Origin of the sequence: Actinomadura sp. B10D3, from assembly GCF_039871695.1 — a bacterium.
Taxonomy (GTDB): domain Bacteria; phylum Actinomycetota; class Actinomycetes; order Streptosporangiales; family Streptosporangiaceae; genus Spirillospora; species Spirillospora madurae.
Genome location: NZ_JBDPLY010000010.1, coordinates 56,764 through 76,843 on the forward strand (window position 1 = coordinate 56,764; position 20,080 = coordinate 76,843).

Annotated in this window: 6 protein-coding genes; 1 reads left to right on the plus strand and 5 read right to left on the minus strand. The window is 74.7% G+C overall.

Features of this window, described 5'->3' with window-relative positions:
• Positions 1 to 13: 13 nt before the first annotated feature.
• From ABGB11_RS17210 to ABGB11_RS17230, 5 genes are read right to left on the minus strand one after another with little or no spacing between them, the layout of a single operon-like run.
• Complete coding sequence (locus ABGB11_RS17210) at positions 14 to 3,097, minus strand: amino acid adenylation domain-containing protein (RefSeq protein WP_347633821.1); 3,084 nt, start codon at positions 3,095 to 3,097, stop codon at positions 14 to 16.
• Positions 3,094 to 3,864: an alpha/beta fold hydrolase gene (locus tag ABGB11_RS17215; RefSeq protein ID WP_347633823.1), complete on the minus strand. Its 771-nt coding sequence runs from the start codon at positions 3,862 to 3,864 to the stop codon at positions 3,094 to 3,096. The genes ABGB11_RS17210 and ABGB11_RS17215 overlap by 4 nt, the downstream gene beginning before the upstream one ends.
• Positions 3,861 to 6,923, minus strand: a complete 3,063-nt coding sequence (locus tag ABGB11_RS17220; RefSeq protein WP_347633825.1) for an amino acid adenylation domain-containing protein — start codon at positions 6,921 to 6,923, stop codon at positions 3,861 to 3,863. The genes ABGB11_RS17215 and ABGB11_RS17220 overlap by 4 nt, the downstream gene beginning before the upstream one ends.
• Positions 6,923 to 12,220 (minus strand): SDR family oxidoreductase, encoded by a 5,298-nt coding sequence (locus ABGB11_RS17225; protein WP_347633827.1) that lies wholly within the window; start codon positions 12,218 to 12,220, stop codon positions 6,923 to 6,925. Before ABGB11_RS17225 ends, ABGB11_RS17220 begins: the two co-directional genes overlap by 1 nt.
• A complete protein-coding gene (locus tag ABGB11_RS17230) occupies positions 12,217 to 17,226 on the minus strand; it encodes an amino acid adenylation domain-containing protein (RefSeq protein ID WP_347633829.1) in 5,010 nt (1,669 codons plus the stop codon). Before ABGB11_RS17230 ends, ABGB11_RS17225 begins: the two co-directional genes overlap by 4 nt.
• 198 nt (positions 17,227 to 17,424) lie before the next feature.
• Between ABGB11_RS17230 and ABGB11_RS17235 the strand changes: the two genes are divergently transcribed.
• Positions 17,425 to 20,070, plus strand: coding sequence for a type I polyketide synthase (locus tag ABGB11_RS17235; protein WP_347633831.1), 2,646 nt, complete (start codon positions 17,425 to 17,427; stop codon positions 20,068 to 20,070).
• Positions 20,071 to 20,080: the final 10 nt, after the last annotated feature.

A 20,080-nucleotide genomic window follows, 5' to 3' on the forward strand; every position in this document is an offset into this window, starting at 1 on the left:
CGCTGATCATGCGTCATCGTCCCGCCTCCTCGCGGACGAGCGTCGCGAAGGCGGCTGGAGTGGGGGCGCGGAAGACCGCGCCCATGGTGAGAGGCGTTCCGAACCTGTCGCTCGCGATCTGCGCCAGGCGCGCGGCGAGCAGGGAGTGCCCGCCGCTCAGGAAGAAGTTGGCGTCCCGATCCAGGTCGGCTCGGCCGAGCACGGACCTCCACAGGGCGATGAGCGCCGCCTCGGTCTCGTCGGTCGCCTCGGCGCCGTTCCGGCGGCCGCCGCGGGCCGGCGGGCCGGCCGGACGTGCGGCCAGCGCACGGTAGTCCACCTTCCCGTTGGCCGTGGTCGGCAGCGCGTCGAGCACCGTGATCCCGCTCGGCACCGCGTAGCCGGGCAGCACCTCGCTCACGTGGTTCCAGAGCTCGGTCTCCAGCCCGGCCCGATCGGCGACGACGAACGCGGTGATCCTGGTGTCGGCGGAGTCGCCGACCACGATCGCCGCCGCCGTCGTGACGTCCGGATGCGTCTCCAGTGCGGCTTCCACCTCGCCGAGCTCGATGCGGTGCGCTCTGATCTTGACCTGGCGGTCCGCCCGGCCGAGCAGCTCGATGGTCCCGTCGGGCAGCCAGCGGGCCCGGTCGCCGGTGCGGTAGTGCCGGCCGAGCCGGGCACCGTCGCCGAACCGCTCGCCGGTCAGGTCCGGGCGGCCGTGGTAACCGGATGCGACGCCGTCACCGCCGATGCACAGCTCGCCGGCCAGACCGACCGGCCGGGGCCGGCCGCGCCGGTCGACGATGTCGACGGTGGTGTTGGCGATCGGCCGCCCGATGGTGATCCGGGCGCCGGGGTGGGTGATCCGGGTGGTGGTCGACCAGATGGTCGTCTCCGTCGGGCCGTACACGTTGAACACCCGCGCGCCGGTCGCCACGAGCCGTCCGGCGAGCCGCGACGGCAGGGGTTCCCCACCGCACAGGATCGTGCGGCCGGTCAGCCGTCCGGTCGCGTGCCCGGCGACCAGCCGCCACGTGGTCGGTGTCGCCTGGATCACCGACACCCGCTCCCGGACGATGAGGTCGAGCAGCTCGGCCGGCCGCGCCGTCGACTCGTCCGGAGCGACCACGACCCGCCCGCCCACCGCGAGGGGAAGGCACAGTTCGAGGGCGGAGATGTCGAACGCGAACGTGGTCAGCCATGTCATCGCGACCGAGGCGTCCAGGTCGAGCTCGGCGGTGAAGTGGCGGACCACGTTCGCCAGGTTGCGGTGGGTCAGCCGGACGCCTTTCGGCCGTCCCGTCGACCCCGACGTGAAGATCACGTACGCCGGGTCGGCGGGGGCCGGGCGGTACTCGAACCGGTCCGGCCCGGTGCCCGCCGCCGTGGCCGGATCGGGAAGCGGAACGCGGATCCGCCCGTCGAGGCACCCCGGCGGAAGATCGTCGCCGCCGACGACCAGCGCGCAACCGGCCTCGTCCAGCTGCTGGAGGAGCCGCCGGGGCGGGTGGCCGGGGTCGAGCGGCACGTAGCAGCCGCCCGCCGCCCAGATCCCGATCGCCGCGGCGGCGGTGCCGGCGCCGCGCGGAGCCGCGATCGCGACGATCGGATGGTCCGCGCCGCGGCCGTGGCTCAGCACGGTGTCGCGGACGGCCGCCGCGGCGGACAGCAGCCGGCCGTAGGTGGTGGTGCGTCCGCCCTGCGTGATCGCGACCGCGTCGGGCCGGTCGCGCGCCGCCTCGACGATCATGCCGAGCACAGTGGGCGGGGCCGGCCAGGGCACGGCTGTCCGGTTGGCGGCCGCGACGACGTGCCGGTCGCGCGCGGTGCGCAGGTCGAAGTCCGCGAGCGCCAGGTCGGGATCCGCGACGGCCTGGTCGAGCGCCAGCTCGAACCGGTCGAGGAAGCGCTCGGCGAACGCCGCGTCGTGGATCTCCGTGGCGTACTGGAGGCCGACCCGCAACGTCCCCGCCACCGGTTGGACGACGAGCTCCAGGTCGAACCTGGACAGGCCGGTGTGGACGTCCCGGAAGCGGGACCCGTCGCCGAGCGGCTCGTCGGAGGCCCGTTCCGGCCGGAAGTTGTAGCAGTGCCGTACCAGGGCGCCGCGCCACCATGCTGGTTCCGAGCGGTCAGGGCGGGCGGTGGCGAGCAACTCGAAGGGCATCGCGCCGTTCTCCCTGCCGGCGACGATCTCGCCGGAGACCCGGGTGACCAGGTCGGCGAATCCGGCCCGGCCGTTCAGGGAGACTCTTAGCGGCACCGTCGCCACGTGGTAGCCGACACCGGCTCCGCCCTCGGGGCGGGTGTCCATCATGACGCCGACCAGCGCGTCGGGTGCGGCTCCGTGCTCGTGGAGCACCAGGTAGAAGGTGGCGAGCAGGATCGCCGAATCGGTCGCGCGGCAGCGCCGGCGGAGCCCGGTGAGCATGTCGGCGGGTACGGTCAGCACCCGGTCCAGCTCGGCGCCGGAGAACGTGGGCTCCTCCGGTGAGACGGCCGACTCCTCCAGCCGCATCCCGGTGGCGTCGAACCCGGCGAGCCGTTCGCGCCAGTACCGCACCGCGGACTCGTCCTGCCCGCTCCGCGCCCGGCCGGGCACCGGCGCGGCGATCGGCGGCTCGTGTCCGGCGCTCAGGGCCAGGTAGGCGCGGCGCAGTTCGGTGAGCACGGTGTCGAGGCTGGCCGCGTCCGTGACGATGTGGTGCGCCACGATGCAGATCACGTGCTGGTCCGGGCCGGGGATGAACAGGCCGGCGCGGACCAGCGGGGGCTCGCCGAGCCCGAACGGCCGGGCGGCGAAACGGCGCAGGTCCGCCGCCAGCTCGCCGGGTACGGACTGATGCACCTCGACCTCTACGCCGGCCTCGTCAGGCCGGTGCTCGCGACGGACCGGCACCCCGTTCACCGCGGGAAACGACCTCCGGAGCGCCGGGTACCGGGCGACCACGAGCTCCACGGCCCGGCGGACCGGCCACCAGCGGGCCGGCCCGCTCATCTCGATGGCCATGGCCACGTTGGACACCCCGCGGTGCGGTACGAGCTGCTGGAACGCCCACAGCCCCCGCTCGTTCGCGTCGAGCTCGGCACCGAGCCGGGCGGCGGCCCCGGTCATGCCGGCCGCCCGGCGCTCGCGTCGGCCGGCACGGCCGCGACGACGTTCGCGAGCTCGTCGGGCGCGTCGTCGACGAGCCAGTGACCACCCGGGACCGCGCGCAGGTCGACCGATCGGGAGCTGTGCCGGCGCCAGCCGAGCAGCGCGCCCCGCTCGACGTCCGGGTCGTCGGTGCCGAAGCACACGGTGATCGGTACCGGCAGCGGCGGGGCGGGCCGATGGCGGTAGCCGGCGAGCACCGCGAAGTCCGCGCGCACCGCCGGCTCGGCGACCTGGCGGAGTTTGGCGTCGCCCGCGAGGGACTCGGGCACGCCGCCGTCGTCGCACAGCCGGGCCCACAGCTCCTCGCGGGGCAGGTGCGCCATGCGCCGTGGCCGCCGGGCGATGTCGGGGGCGTCATAGGAGGCGACGACGAAGCGGCCCGGCATGGCCGCGCCGCGCAGGGCCAGAGCCTGGAGCACCCCGTATGCGAGGAGTGCCCCCGCGCAGTAGCCGAACATCGCGTACGGCCGGTCGTCCACATGCTCCATGAGGCCCTGGGCCAGTTCGTCCACCAGCGGCTCGAACACCGTGATCGGCGGTTCGGACAGCCGCCCCTGCCGGCCTGGCAGGTTCGCCGACCACAGCGAGACGCCGACCTTCTCACCCGCGCGGGCGAGCCTCGCGAGCTGCGTGCACCCCGCCCCCGCGTGCGGGAAGCCGTACAGCGGCATGCCGTCGCTTGCCGCGAGCGGCACGAACCAGCCGCGTTGGTCCTGGTCGGTCACCGGGGAGGCCTCCGTTCGCTCAGCAGGGCCGCGAACCGCGCCGGGGTGGGTGCCGCGAACACGTCGGTGAAGTCCACGGCCGTGCCGAGCCGGACGTTCACCCGCTCGGCGAGCTCCACGGCGATGAGCGAATGGCCGCCGCAGAGGAAGAAGTTCGACTCGGCCGTGATCCATTGGTGGTCGAGAAGGGTGCGCCACAGCTCGACGACGAGCCGGGTCATCGGGTCGGCCGGCGGCTGCGGTGCCGGACCGTCGCCGGACGGCGTGACCGACTCCGCGAGCCGTCGGTAGTCGACCTTGCCGCTGCCGTTGGCGGGGATGTCGCCCACCACGGCGAACCGGGTCGGAACGGCGGCGCCGGGTAGCAGCCCGGCCGCGTGCCGGCGCAGCCCCTCCAGCTGGTCGTCGCTCGCGGAGATCTCGCCCTGGACGGCGGCGACGACCCTGAGACCGCCGCCGGCGTCGGGCTCGGCGAGCGCGGCCGCCGCTCGCACCCCCGGGTGCTGTTCGAGGACCGACTCGATCTCACCGAGCTCGACGCGGTGCCCGCGGATCTTCACCTGCCGGTCGACCCGGCCGAGGAACTCCAGCTGCCCGTCGCGGCGGAGGCGCACCACATCGCCGGTCCGGTAGTGCCGGCCGAGCCCGCCGACCGTCCGGAACGCCTGGTCCGTGCGTTCCTCGTCGCCGAGGTATCCGAGCGCCACTCCGCGCCCGCCGATGCAGAGCTCACCGGGAACGCCGGGCGGCGCGGCCCGGCCATGCTCGTCCACGACCCGAACGGTGGTGTTGGCGATGGGACGGCCGATGGGGACCCGCTCGGGGACGGGCGGCTCCAGCTCGGCCGCCGTGGACCAGATGGTGGTCTCGGTGGGACCGTAGACGTTGAACACCCGGCACTGCTCGGCGAGCAGGCGCTCGGCGAGCGACGCCGTCAGCGGCTCGCCGCCGCACAGGACCCGCCGGCCGCGCAATCGGCCGCGCAGCCGCGGCAGGAGCTGCCGCCATGTCGTCGGTGTCGCCTGGAGCAGTGTGACGTCCGCGCGCTCGACCAGGGAGGCGAGCGCCCCGGGATCGACCTGGGCGCGGTCGTCCGCGACGACCGCCCGCGCTCCCGTGCTCAGCGCGAGGAACAGTTCGAGCGCGGAGATGTCGAACGCGAACGTCGTCAGCCACAGCACCCGGTCGCCCGGCGCCACCTTGAGCATGTCCGCGAAGTGGCGGACCACGTTGGCCAGGTTGCCGTGGGTGACCAGCACGCCCTTGGGACGGCCGGTCGAGCCGGAGGTGTACAGGAGGTAGGCGGGCGCGTCCTCGGGACCTGGTGCGGACCGGGTCCCGGGTACGCCGCCGGGCACGGTGTCCAGCCTGACGACGTGCCGCCCGCCCGCCAGGTCGGCCGGAAGATCGCGGTCGGTGAGCACGACGCCCGCTCCGGCGTCGTCCAGCTCGTGCCGGGCGCGGGTGATCGGGTGCGCGGGGTCCAGCGGCAGGTACGCGGCGCCGGCCGCCCACACCCCGAGCACGGCCGCCGCCAGCCCTGGACCGCGGCCCGCGTACGTGCCGACGACGTCGCCGGGGGCGACCCCGCAGGCGAGCAGCGCGTCGCGCACCCCCGCGGCCCGGCCGGCGAGGTCGCTGTAGGTCAGCTCGTCGACGGCCGGAGCGCCGGGAGCCCGCCGGGCACGATCGCCGATCATGTCCGGGACCGTCCCGGCCGGCCACGGCCGCGCCGTGTCGTTGACGCGCGCCAGAAGGGCCCGGTCCGCCGCCGGCAGGGCGTCGACCTCGCGCAGGGGCCGGTCCGGATCGGCGGCGAGCGCGACCAGCAGGTTCTCGTAGCGGTCGAGAAGATCGGCGACATGTTCGCGATCGTGCACCTCGGTGCTGTGCACGGCGGTGAGCTCGACGGGCGGGCCCGCCCGGACGATCAGCTCCAGGTCGAGCCGGCTCAGCCCGTGCCACGCGTCGACGTACTCGACGGGCCGGCCGGCCATGGTCAGCTCGTCCGGCCCGGTCGGGCGGTAGTTGAACGACTGGCGGAACAGCGGCGCCCGCCAGTCGGCCGACCTGGTGTCCAGGGCGTGCCGCACCGACTCGAACGAGGCGTGTCCGTGTTCGAGCCCACCGAGGAAGGCGTCCCTGGTCGTCCGGACGAGGGCGGCGAAGTCGGTGTCGAGGTCGACGCGCACCCGGATGGGCAGGATGTTGGCGTGGAAGCCGGCGGAGTCGTGCCGCGCGCCGCCCCGCCGGGTGGTCACCGGGACGCCGACCGCGAGGTCCGGGCCGGCCCCGTGGCCGGCGAGCAGGAGATAGTACGCGGCGAGCAGGACGATGTTGTCGGTCGTCCTGGTGCGAGACCGGAGCCGGGCGACCGCCTCGACGGCCTCCGTGGACAGTGCGCGGTCGAGCCGAGCCCCGGCGAAGGTCGGCCGGTCGGGGACGGGCCGGGCGCCCGCGAGTGCGAGGCGTTCCGGATCGATGCCCGCCAGATGCTCGGTCCAGAACTCGATCGCCGCCGCGTCCGGCGCCGGCTCGACCTGTGGCGGAGCGGGCGGGGGCAGCTCGGGTGAGGTGTCGCCGGCGGCGTACGCGTCGTACAGGGCCGCCGTCTCCCGCGTCACTATCCGCGTGGTGACGTCGTCGACGACGAGGTGATGGAGGACGACGCACACCACGGTCGCGTCCGGCAACATGATCATGTGTGCCCTGACCAGCGGAGGGCGGTCGAGGTCCATGCGTTCGGCGACCAGGCCGGTGACGAGTTCCGTCACCTGCTCGCCGATGCCCTTGTGCACCTCCAGCGGCACCGTCGCCTCGTCGGCGGGAAGGAACCGCTTGCGCAGCTCGTGCCCGACGGACTGGATGGACGTTCGCAAGGCCGGGTGCCGCCGCACCACGTGATCGAGCGCTTCGCGCAGCGGCCACCAGCGCAGCCGGGCCGGAACCTTCACCGCGAAGCCGACGTTGCAGATGCCGTGTTCGGGAACGAGCCGGTGCAGCATCCACTGGGCGCGCTCCTTGTCGGAGAGCGGCGCGTCCCGCTCGGTGGCAGCCATCAGGTCGCCGCGCCTTCCGCCGCGATGATCTCCGCCAGCGCGCCGAGCGTCGGGTGGTCGAACAGGGTGACGATGCCGGTCCGGATGCCGAACTCGGCGCGGATCTCCGACATCAGCTCGACCGCGCTGAGCGAGTTGCCGCCGAGTTCGAAGAAGTCGGCGAGCTCGCCGGACGGGGCGATGCCGAGCACGCGCTCCCACAGCGCCGCCAGGCGGTCCCGCACCGATCCGGAGGTCACCGGCGCCGCGACCGGTGCGGCTACCGATGCCGCGACGGGCGCCGCCACCCGCGACGAAGGCGACGGCGCTCCCGGTTCCGTCACTTGCGGTGGCGGGAGGGTCGGTGCCCCCGCGATCACCCTGGTGCGCACCGGCACACCGTTGACGTGGGGGCGCACCGACACCTGGTACGGGTGCCTGGTCCCGAGCAGCGACAGGAACAGCGCGCCGCCGTGTTCGGGCGCGATGCCGTCGACCGGGTCCTCGTCGGGAAGGAAGGCGCCGTCGGTGACCTGCCGCATGCTGAACCCGGCGATCCGCGCCACGAGGTCCCCGTCCGGGGCGTAGAGGTCGATGTCCGCGACGATGAGGCCGGCGCCGGAGGGACGCCTGCGGAGGTGGCTGACCGACTGGGCGGGCAGGTCGGCGTGGAGTTCGAGTGACTCGTAGCCGAACGGCAGGCACAGCCCGTCGGCGGCCGGGCGGCGTACCGCGGAGGTCGCGCAGTCCAGCACGGTGGGGTGCAGCGGATGGACGTCGAGATCCTGCTGGAACGTCTCGGGCAGGGCCAGCTCGACGAGCAGTTCGTCGCCGTGGTCCGGCCCGGTCGTGACACCGCGGACGATGTCCCAGCGCGGGCCGACGGCGAACAGTCGCGGATGGTCCTTCCCGTCGTGGTCGGGTGACGGGGCGGTGAGCCGTTCCCGCAGATCCTGGAGCGACGCGCCGGGGTCGGATGGCGTCGCGGTCTCGTCCGCGTCCATCGGTACCACGCAGCCGGTCGCATACCTTACGTTCTCGCCGCCGACGCCGGCCGCCGGCGTGGAGCCCACGGCGAAGCGCCAGCCCGGACCGTCCGGCCGGAACAGCACCTCCACCCGTCGCGCCTCGGGCACCGCGAGGGGCCGCTGGAAGACCACGTCGGTGAGCCGCAGCGGTCCCGCGTGCGGCCCGATGACCTCGCGATACGCCCGGACGACGAAGTCGAGGTGACCGGTTCCGGGGAGCACGGGGACGCCGTCGATCCGGTGCTCGTCGAGGATCGGGTGCTCGCGGGGATCCAGGACCGCCGACCACGTCCGGGAGCCCTCGGGCGCCGGGTCGGGCCGGACGGCCATGCCGACCGTGTGCCAGGCGGGCCAGTTGAGGCTCACCGCCGGGATCCCGGCGCGCGCCATGAGGCGGCTCTGCGCGTCGGCGAACGCGTTCGCCGCGGCGTAGTCGGCCCCGCCGAGCAGCCCGTCGACGGCGGCACGGCTGGAGAACGTCACGAAGAAGTCGAGCGGCGGCTGGTCGGCGAGCAGCTCGGCCAGCACCACCGTGCCCATCGCCTTCGGCCACAGCACCGCCGCCGTGTCGTCCCGGTCGCGGCCGAGCAACGTGCCGCCTCCCGCGACACCGGCCAGATGAACGATCCCGTGCACCGCCCCGTGCCGGGTGCGCAGGATGTCCAGCACGCGGCGCATGCTCCGGTGGTCGCCCACGTCGCACTCCTCCAGCGAGACCGTCGCCCCGGCGGCCTTCAGCGCAGCGACCCGCGCCCGGCGGCGCTCGTCGTCCGCCGCGATCCCGTGCCGGCCGAGCAGGACCAGGTGCGGGCGCAACCCGGTGTCGGCGAGCGCGCCGGCCACGGCCAGTCCGAGATCGCCGAGCCCTCCGGTCAGCAGGTAGACGCCGCCCCTGCGGACGGCCGGTGCGGCGGGAGCGTCCGGCGTGTAAGGCCGTTCGGACCGGACCCATCGGCCGGGCCCGCGCAACGCCACGACCTGGTCGGTGCCGGTGGCGGCGATCTCGGCGGCGAGGTCCTCCTCGCGCACGGGGTCGCCGACGTCGATCAGCCGGCAGGCGAGGTCGGGCGTCTCCAGGGCGAGGCTGCGGACCGCCCCGTGCAGCGCGGCCTTCGCCGGGTCGAGCGGTTCGGCGCCGGTGAGGTCGGCCGATCGGCCGGCCAGCACCAGCAGTTCCGCCTCCGGGCTGTGTCGGCCGCCGTGCTGGACGAGCGCCACGAGGCTGTGCAGCGTGCGGTCCAGCTGCTCGTCCAGGTTCGTCCTGGCCGGCCGGTCGAGGACCTCCACCGACAGCGCGTGCACCAGGAGCGCCGGCCGCTTCCCGCGGTCGGCGAGCGTGGAGAGGACGGTGCCGAGCTGCTCCGGCCGGTCGAGACGGACCCGGAACTCTCCGCGCTCCTCGGCGAAGGCGGTTCCGGGGCGGACCACCACGGGCCGGTAGCCGGACTGCCGCAACGCCAGCAGGACCGGCAGCGCCGCCTCGTGATCGGCCGGCACGACGGCCACCGCGGACGCGCCCGCACCGGTTCGCCGGTTCGCGGGGCGCGGTTCCTCGACCCAGGTCACGGTCGTGTACGGGGTCACCCCGTCGTGGCCCGCGGCGGCGTCCTCCGGCTCGGGCGCGACGGCGCCTTCTCCGTTCTCCTCCGGCGCCCGGTCCGGCACCGTGCTGCGCAGCGGCAGCCAGTGTCGGCTTCGCCGGTAGGGGTAGGTCGGCGCCGGCAGGCGATGGAACGCCTCCCGCTGCCGGACGGCCGCCCAGTTGAGCTCGTGCCCTTCGGTCCACAGGGTGGCGGCGGCCTCCAGCGCCGAGAGAAGGTCGTCGTCCCCGGCGCTCGCCGGGAGCGTCGCCACCGCACCGCTCGTTCCAGCCCGCACCGCCCGATGCGCTCTGGCGAGCCTGGTCAGCGTGTGCCCGGGGCCGACTTCGAGCAGCAGCCGGTCATGCCCGCCGAGAAGATGGTCGACCGCGAGGTCGAAGCGGACCGGTCGGACCAGCTGGTCCGACCAGAACCGCGCGCGCCCCGTCCCGGCGCCGGCCGGCCCGCCCGCGGTCGAAGAGAAGACGGGAACGGCCGGCTCGTGCAACCGGACGTCCGCGAACGCCAGGTCGAACTTCGTCGCCGCCTGCGCCATGTGCGGGCTGTGGAACGCGTGCGGGACCGTGAGCGGGCGGAAGCTCAGGCGGCGCTCGCTCAGCAGGGCTTGGACCTCGTCGAGCCGGTCGGCGGGACTCGCCAGCACGACCTGCCGCGGGCCGTTGACCACGGCGACGCTCACCTCGTCCGGCAGCAGGCCGGACACCTCCTCCGCACCGGCGCTGACCGCGACCATGCCCCCGGGCGGCATGGCGGCCATCGCCTCGGCCCGCGCGCAGACCAGGCGCACCGCATCCTGCAGGTCGAAGACGCCCGCGACGGCGCCCGCGGTCAACTCGCCGATGCTGTGCCCGAGCACTCCGGCGGGGATGATGCCCCACGAGCGCCACATCTCGGCCAGCGCGAACTCGACCGAGAACAGCAGCGGCTGGGCGACGGTCGTGTCGGCGAGTGCCGAGGCGTCGGAGTCCCGCCAGCGCTCTTCGAGCCGGACCCCGTGCTGGGCGAACGCAGCGAGGCAGGTGTCCATCGCCTCGGTGAAGGCCGGGTCGGCTCCGTGCAGGCCGGTGGCCATCGCCGGGTACTGCGCCGCCTGGCCGGGGAAGACGAAGACCACGGGAAGTGCGTCGCCGGTACGGATCGGGGCCGCGGGCAGCGTGCGCGCAGCCTCCGCGGCGTCCCGCGCCACCACGGCGGACCGGGCCGCGTGGTGGGTACGGCCGTCCTGCAGCACGCCGGCCGTGTCGGCGTATTGGCCGACGCCGGCGCCGGCCAGCGCCGCCGCGATACGCTCCTGGTGGACCTGCGCCGCCTCGGCGGTCCGGGCCGACAGCACGATCACCTGTGGGCGCCGCGCGGCGGGGGAGTGCCGCACGGGCGGCCCCTCCTGCACGACGAGGTGGACGTTGGTACCGCCGAAGCCGAACGAGCTCAGGCCGGCGATCCGGGGCCGCGCGGTGCTCCTCGGCCACGGCGTGGTCCGGTCGCCGATGACGAACGGCGTCGTGTCCAGGGACAGCCGCGGGTTGGGCTCGGCGAAGTTCACCGTCGGCACGAGCTGCTCGTGCTCGATGCAGAGCACCAGCTTGATCAGCGATGCGATGCCCGAGGCGTGCCCGAGGTGACCGATGTTCCCCTTGACCGAACCGAGAACGAGGGGGGAGTCGATCCGGTCGGCGCCGAGGGTGCGGTGGGCCTGGGCGAGCGCGGTCACCTCGATCGGGTCGCCGAGCGGAGTGCCCGTCGCGTGCGCCTCGATGAACGAGACGTCCGGCGCCTCCACTTCGGCGAGCACCATGGCCTCGCGGACGGCCTGGACCTGGCCGGAGACGCCCGGCGTGGTGAACCCGGCCTTCGCCGCGCCGTCGTTGTTCATCGCCGAGGCCCGGATGACCGCCCGGACCCGGTCGCCGTCGGCGAGGGCGTCGTCCAGCCGTTTGAGTACCACCGCGCCGGCGCCGGTGCCGAAGACGGTGCCGGCGGCACGATGGTCGAACGGCCGGACGTGCCCGTCCGGCGACAGGGGCCCGCCGGGATCCCACAGGTAGCCGGAATGGGCCGGCATCTCCACCTCGCTGCCCGCCGCGACGGCGATGTCGCACTCGCCGGTCCGCAATGCCTGGCATGCGAGATGCACGGCCACCGCCGAACTCGAACAGGCGGTCGACACCGTCAGCGCCGGGCCGCGGAAGCCGAAGCGGTAGGCGAGATGGGTCGCCGCGTAGTCCGGATGGCTGAGCGTGCTCAGGGCCGCGTTTCCGCTTGAGTTGGCCTCGTAGCCGGTTGGGCGGCGCACGTGCAGGTCCAGGTACCGGTTGACGCCGACCGCGCCGAAGACCCCCGCCCCGTCGGCGATCCGCGCCGGGTCGTACCCGGCGTCCTCGACCGCCGTGTGCCCGACCTCCAGGAAGAGCCTGATCTGGGGGTCGAGCAGGGTGGCCTCGCGCGGGGTGAAGCCGAAGAAGTCCGCGTCGAACATCTCCAGCCCGGGCGTCTCCGCCACCGCCTTGACATAGCCGCTGTCGGCCAGCATCGAGGCGGGTACGCCCGCGGCCAGGAGCTCCTCGTCGGAGGGGAACCGGACCGCCTCGTGCCCGGTGCGGAGACCGTCCCAGAACTGGGCGGCGTCCGCCGCGCCGGGGAGCCGGGCGGCCAGCCCGATCAGGGCGATGCCGTCGGTCTGGTTGCTCATGTGCTCGTCTCCTTCGGGCGGGTCGCGGAGCGGGCGGCGAGCCGCCGGCCGCGAACCTCCGCGAGGTACCGCGCCCGCCGGGTCACCGGCCGCGGCGACTCGGCGGTCTCGCCGGCCAGGTGGCCGGCGAGACCGCGGACGGTCGTGTGCTCGAACAGGACGGTGACGGGGAACGCGCGGGCGGTCACCTGCTGGAGGCGGACGTGTGCCTTGGTCAAGAGAAGCGAGGTCGCGCCCAGGTCGAAGAAGTTCTCCTCCGCGCCGATCCGGTCGTGCCCGAGAACCTCCTCCCACACCGCGGTGATGGTGCGTTCCAGCTCGGTCTGCGGCGCGGTGGCCGTGGAGGGCGGGGACGGGGCGGGCACCGCGCCGGGGGTGTCGCCGAGCCGCGTGCGGTCCACCTTCCCGTTGCGGGTCAGCGGGATCCGCGGGACGAGGTGGATCGCGGCCGGCAGCATGTGGTCGGGCACCGTCCGGCGGAGGTGCGCGCGGATCGAGCCGAGCGTCGGTGCCGTGCCCGGTTCCGGGACCAGATGAGCGACGATCCGGGCCTCCCCGTCGGGTCCCGGCCGGCCGGTGGCCGCGGCGTCCCGGACGTCGGGGTGGACGCGCAGCCGGCGGTCGATCTCCGCCAGCTCGACGCGGAACCCGCGGACCTGGATCTGGGACCCGGTGCGCCCGAGCACCGTGACCTGACCGTCGGGCCCGAGACGCCCGATGTCGCCGGTCGCGAACCGGTGGTGGCCCGGGATCGGATCGCCGGCGCGTCCGGGCAGCGCGCCGGCGTACGCGTCGGCGAGGTAAGGGCTCCGGACGGTCACCGTGCCGAGTTCACCGATCGCGGCGGGCCGCCCCGAATCGTCGACGACGAGCAGTTCCGCACCCGGCGCGCCGCGGCCGACCGGAAGTACCGACGTCGCCGACCCGGCGCCGGACTCCACGGCCACGGCGAAGCCGACGATCTGCGGCGTCTCGGTCGTCCCGTACCCGTTGATCACCGTGGCGTCCGGCGCCCACCGGCGGATGCCCGGGAGATCCCCGGCCATGAGCAGGTCGCCGGCGCAGCACAGCAGCCGGAGTTCGGGCAACGGCGGGACGGCTGGCGGCAGGCTGAGCAGGCGGCACAGCGCGGGGGTCGCGTGCAGGACCGTCACGGACTCGGCGGCCAGCCAGTCCAGCAGCTCGACGGGCCGGCGAAGGAGGTCGGGCGGCACGCACAGGGTGGCACCGGCCCACAGGGGGGTCAGCACGTCACGCAGCAGGGGGTCGTGACCGAGACCCGACAGGAGGGCGAAGCGGTCCGCGGCGTCGATGGCGAACCGTTCCGTGTACCAGCACAGGAAGTTGGCCAGCGGCTGCCGCCCGGCGCGCACCGCCCGCGCGTGCCCGGTGGTGCCCGAGGTGAACGCCGCGTAGGCGTGCCCGCGCGGTCCGGGGGCGCGCACTGGCCACGAGGCCGCCGAACGCGGCGGCGGGACGAGCCACGTGGCCGTCGTCTCGCGCAGCTCGCCGGAAACGGGGCCGGCCACCGTGATGCCGACGGGGGCGTCGAGAACCGCCAACTGCTCGGCGAGCCGGGTGGCCGGATGCCCCGCGTCGAGAACGGCGAAGGCCGCTCCGGCGCCCAGCACACCGAGCATGGCGGTCACCAGCTCCGGGACACGGGCGGCGAGGACCGGAACGGTGTCGCCTGCCCGGACGCCGGCGGCGACCAGCGCCGTACTCTGCTCGGCGGCCGCCGCGTAGAGCTCGGCGTAGGAGGTGCCGTGGCCGGCGGCGTCGCGGACCGCGATGCCGTCGCGGTGGCCGGCGGCGGTATCGGCCAGTGCCCGTACCAGGTCCGGGGGCCGGGTGCGCAGGTCCGCGGGGAGCCGCGAACCGGTGCCCGGCGCGTGGTGGGCGACCGGGCGGTCCGGAGCGCGGCAGAACCGTTCGAGCAGCGCGGCGAACTGGTCGAGGAACGCCACCGCGTGCCCGGCGTCGAGGGCGGCGGTGTCGTACACGAGGTCCAGCTGGAGCTCGTCGCCGTGTTCGGCGACGTAGACGGACAGATCGAACAGCGCGCCCGGCACCGGCGGCTCGGCCAGCTCGGTGGTGAGGCCGGTCATCGAGGGCGGGGCGGCGGGTGCGCCGAGCCAGTTGAACCACACCCGGAAGAGCTGGTTGCGTCGGCGGGCGCCGCTGCGCAGATCATGCAGAATCCGGTCGACGGGGACTTCGGCGTTGGCCGCGCCCTCCGCGAGGGCACGGCCGGTCGCGGACAGCAGGTCGCCGAACGCGGCCCGATCGTCCACGGCCAGGCGCAGCGGCAGTGTGGCGACCAGGAATCCGATCATGTCCAAGGTCTCCGGACGGTCCCGATGGCCGAGCGGAACGCCGACGATCAGGTCTCGCTCACCGGACCAGCGCCGCAGCAGCACCGACAGCCCGGCGAGCAGCACGACGTACGGGGTGACCCGGTGCGCGCAGGCGATCCGGCGGATCCGACCGGCCAGCGCCGCGTCGAGGCGTACCGCGTGCCGGCCGGGTCCGCCGGCCGCCGGGCCGGCGGCCGGGCCGGGCAGCGACGGCGGCGCCGGCGGATCGGCGAGCGTCCGGCGCCAGTACTCGCGCTGCGCGGCGCCTGCGGGGCCGTTCGCGACCTCGGCGCGCCGGACGGCCAGCTCGGCGCTGCCGATGCTCGGCCGGGGAAGGGCGGGGGCGGTGCCGGTGACGGCGGCCGAGTACAGCCGGCCGAGCTCGCGGAGCAGCACCCGTTCGGACCAGTCGTCGAACACTAGGTGGTGCACCACGATGACGAGATCGTGGAGGTCGCCGCCGTGCCGCACCAGGGCCGCACGGATCAGCGGAGCGCGGGTCAGGTCGAACGGCCGCCCGACGAACTGCTCGATCGTCTCGGCGGGCCGCACGCCGGCGTCGACGACCTCGAACGGGCACGGCATCGCGTCGCGCACGGTGACTCCGGGACCGTTTGCGGCGATGTGCACGTGGCAGCGCAGCGCGTCATGCCTGGCGATCAGCGCGTCCAGCGCCGAGCGCAGCGCGTCCACCCGCAGGTCGCCGGTCAGCCGCACGACCGTGGGGAGGTGGTAGGTGGGGTCGGCGGGGTCGAGCTGGTGCAGGAGCCAGAGGCCGTGCTGGCCGAGCGTGAACGGCGCCGCGGAGACGGGACCGGACGGGACCACCGGAGCGACCGGGCCGGCCGCCGCCACCGCGGCGGCGAGCTGCCGGATCGTGGGGCCGGTCAGGACGGTGCCCGCGGAGATCTCGACCGAGAGCTCCCGCCGGATGGCGATCGCCAGCCTGGCCGCCGTGAGCGAGTCGCCCCCGGCCTGGAAGAGGCTCTCCGTCGCGGTCCGCGGCGGGCGGCCGACCATCCGCGCCCACTGCTCGCCCAGCGTCCGCTCGATGCCGTCGGCCGGCCGGAACGCGGTCACGGCCGGCTCGGCGCCGGAGGCGAGCGCCCGCCGGTCCACCTTCCCGGACGCGCTGAGCGGAAAGGCGCCGTGGACCCGGATTTCGGCGGGCACGGCCGCCGGCGGCAGCGACTCTGCCAGGTATCGCTTGAGCGTGTCGCCCAGGCCGGCCGGGGGCGGCGCGGCCGCCGCGACGACATGGGCGATCAGGACGCCCTGCCCGCCGACGCGCTGCAGCAGGACGGCGGCGTCGCGTACCGCGGAGTGCCGCCGCAGCGTCGCCTCGACGCCGTCGAGACCGACCCGCGCACCGCGAACCTTGACCTCGTTGTCGGACCTGCCGACGTGGACCAGTGACCCGTCCGCTCGCCGCCGTACGAGATCGCCGGTGCGGTACCTGCGCGCGCCCGCGCCGTCCGGGAGGAAGCGCTGCGCCGTCTCCGCGGGCCGCCCGTGATAACCGCGGGCCAGGCCGGGGCCGCCGAGGTGGAGCTCACCCACGGCGCCGGGGGGAACCTCATTCCCGCCCGGGTCGAGGACCGCCACCTCGACCCCGGGGAAGGGACGGCCGATCGGGACGGCGTCCGCCTCCACGGATTCCTCGGTCACCTCGTGCCAGGTGCTGTCGATGCCGGCTTCGGCCACCCCGTAGGAGTTCACGATGCGCGCGGTCGGCGCCAGCAGCGGTGCCAGCCGGCGGAACTCCTCGGTCCGCCACTGCTCGCCACCGGAGATGAACAACCGGACGCGGTCGATGCGCGCGCCGGTGTCGGTCATCCACTCGACCAGCAGCCGGATCACGGAGGGCGTCAGTTCGAGCGTGTCCACGGATTCGGTCGTCAGCAGCCGCCACAGCGCCGCGGGATCGAGCAGCGTGGCCTGCCGGCACAGCACCAGGCGCCCGCCGGAGCACAGCGCCCGCACGATGTCCGCGATGTGCACGTCGAACGCCGGGCCGGCGCCCTGCAGGCACGTACGGGGCGCGTCCAGCAGGTCGTACTCGGCGGCCCAGCCGGCGTACGCGGCGGCGAGCGCGCGATGCGGCACGGCGACCGGTTTCGGCTCCCCGGTGGACCCGGAGGTGTGGATGATGTAGGCGAGGTCGTCCAGGTGCGTGGACGTCTCCGGCCGGCGCCGCCGTGGCGGGGGCGCGGCGCGCGGCACCTCGATCGCGCCGGTCTCGACGCCGGCGGCGCGCATCAGGTCAGGGGCGCCGACGAGGGCGGCCGGGGTGGCGCCGCCGAGCATCCGCCGGATTCGCGCCGGGGGAGACGCCGGGTCGATGGGCATGTAGGCGCCGCCCGCCCGCCACGCCGCGAACGCCGCGACCACGGAGTCGGCGCTGCCGTCCTCGGTGACGACGGCGACGACTGCTTCCCGCCTCACGCCGGCCCGTACGAGCCTGCGCGCCAGCAGGTCGATCCGTCCGTCGAGCTCGCCATAGGTGATCCGCCGCCCGTCCGAGACCACCGCGATGCGGCCGGGGTGCCGGGCGGCGACGGCGGCGAACCGGTCCGGGACGGTCGGCTCCGCCGCGCGTGCGTCCGCGGGCTGCCCGGCACGTTCGGCGGCGGTGAGGTCACGCGGCATCGGCAGACTTTCTCGGGATCGGCGGACGAGCTTCCGGCACGCTAACCACCGGTGCCCGACATCTGCCTGTCACGAGTTTGCGGGACATGTCCGCTGGTCCCGGGCGCGGCGAGACTGGGGCCCGCGTTGGACCGATGGTCCCGCGGCCATCGGACCGTCGCCACCGGACGGTCGGGACACCGCCTCGGAGGAGTTGCGATGGGAAGACCCGATCCGATCGCCATCATCGGCATGGCGGGCCGGTTTCCCGCCGCGAACGATATCCACGAGTTCCGTGACAACGTGTTCGCCGGCCGGGACTGCCTCACCACCCTGTCGGCCGACGAGCTGCGCGCCCACGGGGTCGACCGGGAGCGGCTCGACGCCCCCGACTACGTCCGGCGGCGTCCACTACTCGACGAGGCCGACTCGTTCGACGCGGGCTACTTCGGGCTGACCCGGCGGGAAGCGCAGATCCGCGACCCCCAGCACCGCCTCTTCTTGGAGACCGCGCACGCCGCGCTCGAGCATGCGGGCTACGACCCGGCGACCTACGACTGCTCCATCGGCCTCTACGCCGGCGCCAACGTGAACCGCTACCGGTACGACCACGTGGAGCGGCGGCCCGACCTGGTCGACATGGTCGGGGACGCGGCCGTCGATCTCGGCAACTTCCCGGACTACCTGGCCACCTTCACGGCGTACAAGCTCGGGTTGCGCGGCCCGAGCATGACGGTCCTGACCGCGTGCTCGACGTCTCTCGTCTGCGTGCACGAGGCATGCAAGTCCATCCGGGCCGGCGACTGCGAGATGGCGATCGCCGGCGGGGTGGACGTCGAGTTTCCGGTCGGCCGGGGGTACTTTCCGATACCGGGCGGCATCCTGGCCAGGGACGGAGTCTGCCGCCCGTTCGCCGAGAGCGCGAGCGGCACGAACTTCGGCAACGGGGTCGGCGCGGTGCTGCTCAAGCCCTTGGCGGTCGCCATCGCCGACCGGGACACCGTATACGCGGTCATCCGGGGCTCGGGCATCAACAACGACGGTGACAGGAAGGTCGGTTTCGCCGCTCCCAGCATCGCCGGCCAGTCCGAGTGCATCCAGCGCGCCCTGCGTACCGCCGAGGTCGATCCACGCACGATCTCCTACGTGGAGGCGCACGGCACGGCCACGCCGGTCGGCGATCCCATCGAGATCGCCGGCCTGGCGGACGCCTTCCGTGCGGTCGGCGGGGACGATCTGCCGCACCAGTACTGCGCGATCGGCTCGGTCAAGTCGAACATCGGTCACCTCGGTCAGGCCGCCGGCGTGGCCGGCCTGATCAAGACCGTGCTGGCCCTGCACCACCGGCGCATCCCGGCCAGCATCAACGTGGACGCGGTGACCACCCGCGTGGACTGGGCCCGGTCGCCGTTCGTCGTGGCGACGGAGACCGGGCCATGGCCGGCCGAGGACGGGCGGCCGCGGCGGGCGGCGGTCAGTTCCTTCGGGTTCGGCGGCACGAATGCGCATCTGGTGCTCGAAGAGGCACCGCCCGCACAGGCGCCCGCGCGGGCTCGCCGGAGCACTGAGGTGATCTTGTGGTCGGCGGTCGACGAGGCGGTCCTCGACCGGCAGCGGGACCGGCTGGCCGCCTACTTCGAGTCGCTGGCCGAGGGGGATTTCCCGGACGCCGCGCATTCGCTGCGGGTGGGGCGCACCGCGAAACCGGTGCGCGCCGCCATGCTCGCCGCCGACGCGGGGGACGCCGCCGCGGGGTTGCGGAACCGGGCCCGCGTGCTCCGGCCGGACGGGGTCGGGCGGCGGGTCGCGTTCGCCTTTCCCGGGCCGGGTGCGCCGCGACCGGCGGCGTTCCGGGACCTGTACGCGAGCGAGCCGAGCTTCCGCGCCGGTGCGGACGCGGCCTTCGACGTGCTGGAGCCGTTGCTGGACATCGATCTGCGTGCCCTGTGGGCGAAGGGCGACGCGGCGGCACTCGCCGAGCCGGTCGTGGCGCTGCCGCTGCTCTACGTGCTGGAGTACACGCTGGCGAACTGCCTGATCCATTGGGGCGTCGCGCCGGGAGTTCTGTTCGGGCACGGGTTCGGCGAGTTCGTGGCGGGCGCGGTGGCCGGGGTGCTCGACTTCGAGCCCGGGCTGCGCGCGGTGGCCGCGCTCGCGCGGCTTACCCAGGACGCGCCCCGCGGGGAAGGGCTCATGGCCGCCGCGAGGCCCGAGGCGGTGCTCGCCGCGGTGCCCGACGGCGTGACGGTCACCGCCGTCAACGCGCCGCGACAGGTGGAGCTCTCCGGCCCGGCGGACGCCGTCGCCGAGGCGGCGGACCGGTTGACCGCGAACCATGTCCCGACCCGTCGCCTGCACCGCGCGCATGCCGTGCGCGGACCGGCGATGGCCGGCGTCGCGCGGCGCTGGCCGGCGGTGCTGGCCGGGCTCGAACCGCGGCCACCGCGCCTGCCGGTGGTGTCCGGGACGAGCGGGTCGGAGATCACCGCGGAGCAGGCGGGGTCCGCCGAGTTCTGGGCGAGCCTGCTCGTGGACCCGGTCGATTTCGACGCGGCGGCGGCAGAGGTGCTCGGCGCGGGCCCGGCCACCGTGGTCGAGGTCGGACCGGACCGGACTCTCGGCGTCCTGCTCGGCCATCGCGGCGACCTGCGCCGCCGGCGGTCCCGAGTCCTCCACTTCACCGGAACGGGCGGCGGCGAGCAAACCGATCTCGATGGCGTACTGGTGCGGCTGTGGCTCGACGGCGAGCCGGTCCGCTACTGGCGCCACCTCGGGCGGCGCGGCTACCGCAGGATCGCGGCACCGGGCTATCCGTACGACCGGCGGCGGTTCTGGGTCGACGTCCCCATCGACCCGGACGGCTGAGCGCGTGCTG